Here is a 4,318-nt window from a genome sequence, read left to right on the forward strand (position 1 = left end):
GCTTCCCGCCGATCGCTTGTGCCAGTAGAGTGTCTAACCCGGCATCTGTCGCGCTGTGTCCATATATTGTTCCATCGCGTTCCTTTCTCTCGGCCACGGCGGGCCTAACATGGCAGTCAACCGGACCTTGGCCGGTTACTTCTGCGTTGTGCGTCACTCGCTGTCCTCTTCTTCGGCTTCCATCCAGCCTCCTTCCCATTCCACCGCTTCGGTGCTGTCCTTGGGGTATGGGCATGAATTCAGCGGCTCGCCGTTCATGTATGCCTCGCGGCCCTCATCTATCGGGTGTTGCTTTTCGGCCATTTCAATCTCCTTTGTTAAAAGTCGGTTCTGGTGGGACGGCGACGCCGAACCCTACGGTCAAGAGGGACTGTCTGCCGGCATTCCGCCGTCAGCCAGCCCCTTACCTTGACCGTTAGGTGCCTCGTTCTTGCACTGCGCCAGCAGGTCTGCATACGCCTTGTCAATTTTGCTATCGATGTAGCGGACATATTTCCGATTCGTTTTCCACGAGAAGTATCGAGCCGCCAAGTCTTTGCCCCACCCCCACCAAACCCAGCACGCCCACCATGAAGAGCGTATCTCGTAGTCCAGAAAGTATTTGATCGTCATGTCATCTCCAAAAATCTGAGTTGGCGGTACGGCACCTAACACTACATTCGAGCGGACTCGCTTCGCTCACCGCTCAATTTCGGCGTTCGGCGTCATGATTGGTGGCTCATCGATCACGTCAAAGGCCGTAGGCGTCAGCATCGTCCACAAGTTCACGGTGCCGGGCGGGCTCTGCTCCAACTGCTTCGCGGCCACCAGCAACCACGCGCCGACATCATTGCGAATGCGCGCCACGCGGCGATATCCATTACCCCGAATACTCTTTCCGTCACCTCGTTGATGCCTATGCGTCCAACTCATAGCTCCGCTTCACCCGTAAAAAGTGCCGCTTGTCCATCGGACGGGCCTCGCACTCATCAGCCGCGGCGAGTAACCGCGCGGATTCTCGGGGCGTGGCGTCGGCCGTCACGGAATTCACGGTCGTCTGGGTGCATCGCAATATTATTGAGGAGGACGGAGAGGACTATTTGTTCTACACCCTCGGCGATCGCTTTCTCTTATCGTCACCCCTACCCTTGCGCTCGACGAACGAGTACGCGCACGGGGTTCGCCCCTATACCCTTGGGTGCTGTGTTCTGGAAACACACAAACCCTACCCTTCAAGCCCGATCAAATTGACGCGGGATGTGCAGGCGGAAATTAACGAGATTGCCAACCAACGTATCGATAACGTCAAGCTGGCGCTGAACAAGCGGTATTTTGCCAAGCGCAACCAGCAGATCGATATCCGCAGCCTCACACGAAACACCCCCGGCTCCATCACAATGATGAACAACCCGGAAACCGATGTGAGAGTCTTCGACACCCCTGATGTCACGTCCAGCAGTTATCAGGAGCAGGACCGGCTCAATCTCGATTTCGACGAGATGTCCGGCACGTTCTCGCCAGGCAGCGTGCAATCCAATCGTCGTCTGAACGAGACGGTGGGCGGCATGAACAAACTGACCGACAGCGCCAACCTGTTGAGCAATTATCAGCTCAAGACGTTTGTCGAGACGTGGGTCGAGCCGACACTTCGACAGTTGGTCCTGTTGGAACAGCACTACGAGACGGACGAGAAAATTCTGGCTTTGGCCGGCAAGAAAGCCCAGCTCATGCAGCGGTTCGGGATTGACGCCGTGACCGATTACCTGCTGTCCAACGAGATGACCTTGACCGTGAATATCGGCATGGGCTCGACAAGCCCCACCGAGCGAATCAATAACCTGATCACCGGCGTAAGAGGAGTCAAGGACGCCCTGGCCGACGGGATCATGGAGCGCTACGGAGCGGACCCGGTCGAGATCATCAAGGAGGTGTTCGGTGCGCTGGGGCACAAGAATGGTGGCCGCTTCTTCAAAGCCCCTGGCGACGAAGACCCGCGCCTGGCCGGGCTGCAGAAGCAAATCGAACAACTCCAGCAGCAGCTCGAAGCCAAAATGCCGCAAGCCATTATCGACGCTACTGTGCGCAAGCTCGATGCAGAGGTGGCCAACCTGCAGGCAAACAAGGTGGCCACCGGTGTCGGGGCGGCGTATGCCGCGATGCAGGCCGGGGAGGTTATTGCCGCGGTGCCCCAGGTGGCGCCGATCGCCGACAAGGTGATGCAAACCGCAGGGTATATCTCTCCGACGCCTCCAGGGATCGACCCGAATTTTCCCGATTCGGCGGTGGCCGCCGCCGGCGCCGGTCCTGGTTTGACTCCGGCCGCACAAGAGGCCGCGCAAACCGGACCGATTGCGCTGCCTGAAAGCGGTAATACCAGCCCGATGTTTCCCGGCCGTGCGACAAGTCCGATGGTCGGGAAACAACAAGGAATCGAAACGCAGCGCGCTGACGGTATCTGACACTTGAGTGGGGGTGTACTAGCATGGCGGGAGAAGTTGAAAAAAATGGGGCTTCTGCCCTTTATCGGGAGGTCGATTTCGGTATTGCCGTTGAGACTTTCCTCGGATCGCCGATCGGGAAATACCTGGTCCAGCGGGCTGAAGAAGAGGTGGAAGAGGCTGTCGAGAAGCTCAAGAGGGTGGATTGCACGGCTACCCAGGAAATCCGGGCGCTGCAAAACCAAATCTATCGGGCGGAATCGATCCAGTATTGGCTCGCGGAAGCGATCCAGGCCGGACAAATTGCCAGTGATGAACTGATTGACCAACGGATTTAGGGACACACAATGTTCGAAGACCAGACTGCCGACCCCATCCTTGAAGAGGACGGGTCGAATGCCGAAACGGTAACTCCTCCGCCGGAGAAAAGCGCTCGCGAATTGGCGATTGACGCCATCGCGGAAGCCAATCTGCGTCGGCTGGAAGCCGAATCGAATGTGAATCTCACCGAAACGGTGACCCCGTCCGCAGATCAGGAGCAACTGGCTGCGCAACTCTCCGATGAGGTCATTGCGGACCCGCGCGACAAGAAAGTGCGGATCAAGGTCGATGGTGTTGAGCAGGATGTGCCCCTTGCCGATGTTCTCCGGTCCTACCAGATCGGGTCCGCCGCGGACAAGCGCCTGCAAGAGGCCTCCCGAATTCTGAACGAAGCGAAAACCCAAGCACAGCAGGCGGCACCTGCCCCTGCACAGGAACCTGCCCTGGCGCCTGGACCAATCACCGTGACTCCCCCGGTGGCGGTTGAAAGCCGGGTGCGAGAAGCGTTCGAAAAGCTCTTTGAGGGTGATTCGGACGCGGCTGTGAAAGCGATGTCGCAATTGATTCTGGAGTCCAAGGGCGGCGAGCAGCCTACCCCGGAACTCATATCGATTGATCAAATCGCCGAGCAGTTGCAGCAACGACTTGCGGTCGATACCGCTTTTGCGACAATCCAGCGTGACTACCCGGACGTTATCGCCAACAAGGACATCGAGCTCCTGACCGCCATCAAGGTGAATCAGAAGATTGCGGAAGGCGCCTCGCGCGCCTCGGCCATGCTCGAATCCGCCAAGGAAGTCTACGAAACCCTTGGCAGGCCGATACCAGGGCGCCCGCCGGAAGAACAAAGCGAATCAAGGAGCGAGAAGTTGAGGCTCAAGGCGGGGATGGATCGCATCCCGGCCGCCAATTTGTCGGCAGCGCAGACCGATGAAGCTTCCCAGTATGTCGACGCCTCCAGCGTAATTCAGGAGATCGCCAACCGACGCATGGGACAGAGTCTGGTGATGTCGCGCCGGTGATCTCGAATTTTGATTAAGTAAGGAGCAACGCTCATGGCCGCAGGTCAATTGTGGGTCAATGTCGGCGGGTATTTTTGGTCCGCCAATCTCTCGAACGTGCTGCGCAATGCGGTTCAGCCGATGTGCAAGTTCCGGCAATTCGCCGATGTCAAGGACGCCGCCGTCCAGGGCAAGGGGAAAGGGGATGCATTCCACTGGAACGTCTATTCGGACATCTCGACGCAGGGTACGACTCTGGTCGAAACCACGGTCATGCCGGAATCCAACTTCACGGTGACCCAGGGCACCATGACGATCAACGAGTACGGCAACAGCGTTCCCTACTCCGGGAAGCTCGACGACCTGTCGTTGGTACCGGTGCGCGAAATCATCAACAAGGTGCTGACCAACGACGCCAAGAAGGCCTTCGACTTTGCTGCGAATGCCCAATTCAAGCTGACACCGTTGCGTGCCATTCCGACGGGCGGCACCGACACCGCCGCGATCACGCTCTACCCCAACGGCACGGTCACCGGCACCAACAACGTCGCGCTCGGCCTCGCGCACGTCAAGACGATT

The 4,318-nt window shown here is 58.2% G+C and carries 7 protein-coding genes; 4 read left to right on the forward strand and 3 right to left on the reverse strand.

Annotated elements, in window-relative coordinates; translation table 11 throughout:
• Positions 1-153: 153 nt before the first annotated feature.
• The 3 genes from CAPSK01_RS24065 to CAPSK01_RS24070 form a co-directional block, all read right to left on the reverse strand.
• A complete protein-coding gene (locus CAPSK01_RS24065) occupies positions 154-303 on the reverse strand; it encodes an Rmf/CrpP family protein (RefSeq protein WP_273704121.1) in 150 nt (49 codons plus the stop codon).
• Positions 304-360: 57 nt separating this feature from the next.
• Positions 361-612 carry a hypothetical protein gene (locus CAPSK01_RS19455; protein WP_034930656.1) on the reverse strand — a complete coding sequence of 84 codons (252 nt, stop codon included), beginning with the start codon at positions 610-612 and terminating at the stop codon, positions 361-363.
• A gap of 66 nt (positions 613-678) precedes the next feature.
• Entirely contained in the window at positions 679-846 is a 168-nt protein-coding gene (locus tag CAPSK01_RS24070) for a hypothetical protein (protein ID WP_273704122.1), read from the reverse strand.
• A gap of 158 nt (positions 847-1,004) precedes the next feature.
• On the opposite strand from CAPSK01_RS24070, the gene CAPSK01_RS19460 reads away from it, so the two are divergent.
• The 4 genes from CAPSK01_RS19460 to CAPSK01_RS19475 all read left to right on the forward strand — a co-directional run.
• Positions 1,005-2,438: a hypothetical protein gene (locus CAPSK01_RS19460; RefSeq protein WP_273704123.1), complete on the forward strand. Its 1,434-nt coding sequence runs from the start codon at positions 1,005-1,007 to the stop codon at positions 2,436-2,438.
• Positions 2,439-2,461: 23 nt separating this feature from the next.
• Positions 2,462-2,755 carry a hypothetical protein gene (locus CAPSK01_RS19465; protein WP_034930660.1) on the forward strand — a complete coding sequence of 98 codons (294 nt, stop codon included), beginning with the start codon at positions 2,462-2,464 and terminating at the stop codon, positions 2,753-2,755.
• Between the two features lie 102 nt (positions 2,756-2,857).
• Complete coding sequence (locus tag CAPSK01_RS19470) at positions 2,858-3,760, forward strand: hypothetical protein (protein WP_273704124.1); 903 nt, start codon at positions 2,858-2,860, stop codon at positions 3,758-3,760.
• 33 nt (positions 3,761-3,793) lie between these two features.
• Positions 3,794-4,318: hypothetical protein (locus CAPSK01_RS19475; protein WP_034930664.1), on the forward strand; the 525-nt coding region annotated here is incomplete at its 3' end.

This window comes from Candidatus Accumulibacter vicinus (genome assembly GCF_000584955.1).
GTDB lineage: Bacteria > Pseudomonadota > Gammaproteobacteria > Burkholderiales > Rhodocyclaceae > Accumulibacter > Accumulibacter vicinus.

Bases quoted from the DNA above. Each gene is read 5' to 3' on its own strand.
- CAPSK01_RS19455 (WP_034930656.1), bottom strand. From the start codon at position 612: ATGACGATCAAATACTTTCTGGACTACGAGATACGCTCTTCATGGTGG.
- CAPSK01_RS24065 (WP_273704121.1), bottom strand. From the start codon at position 303: ATGGCCGAAAAGCAACACCCGATAGATGAGGGCCGCGAGGCATACATG.
- CAPSK01_RS19465 (WP_034930660.1), top strand. From the start codon at position 2,462: ATGGCGGGAGAAGTTGAAAAAAATGGGGCTTCTGCCCTTTATCGGGAG.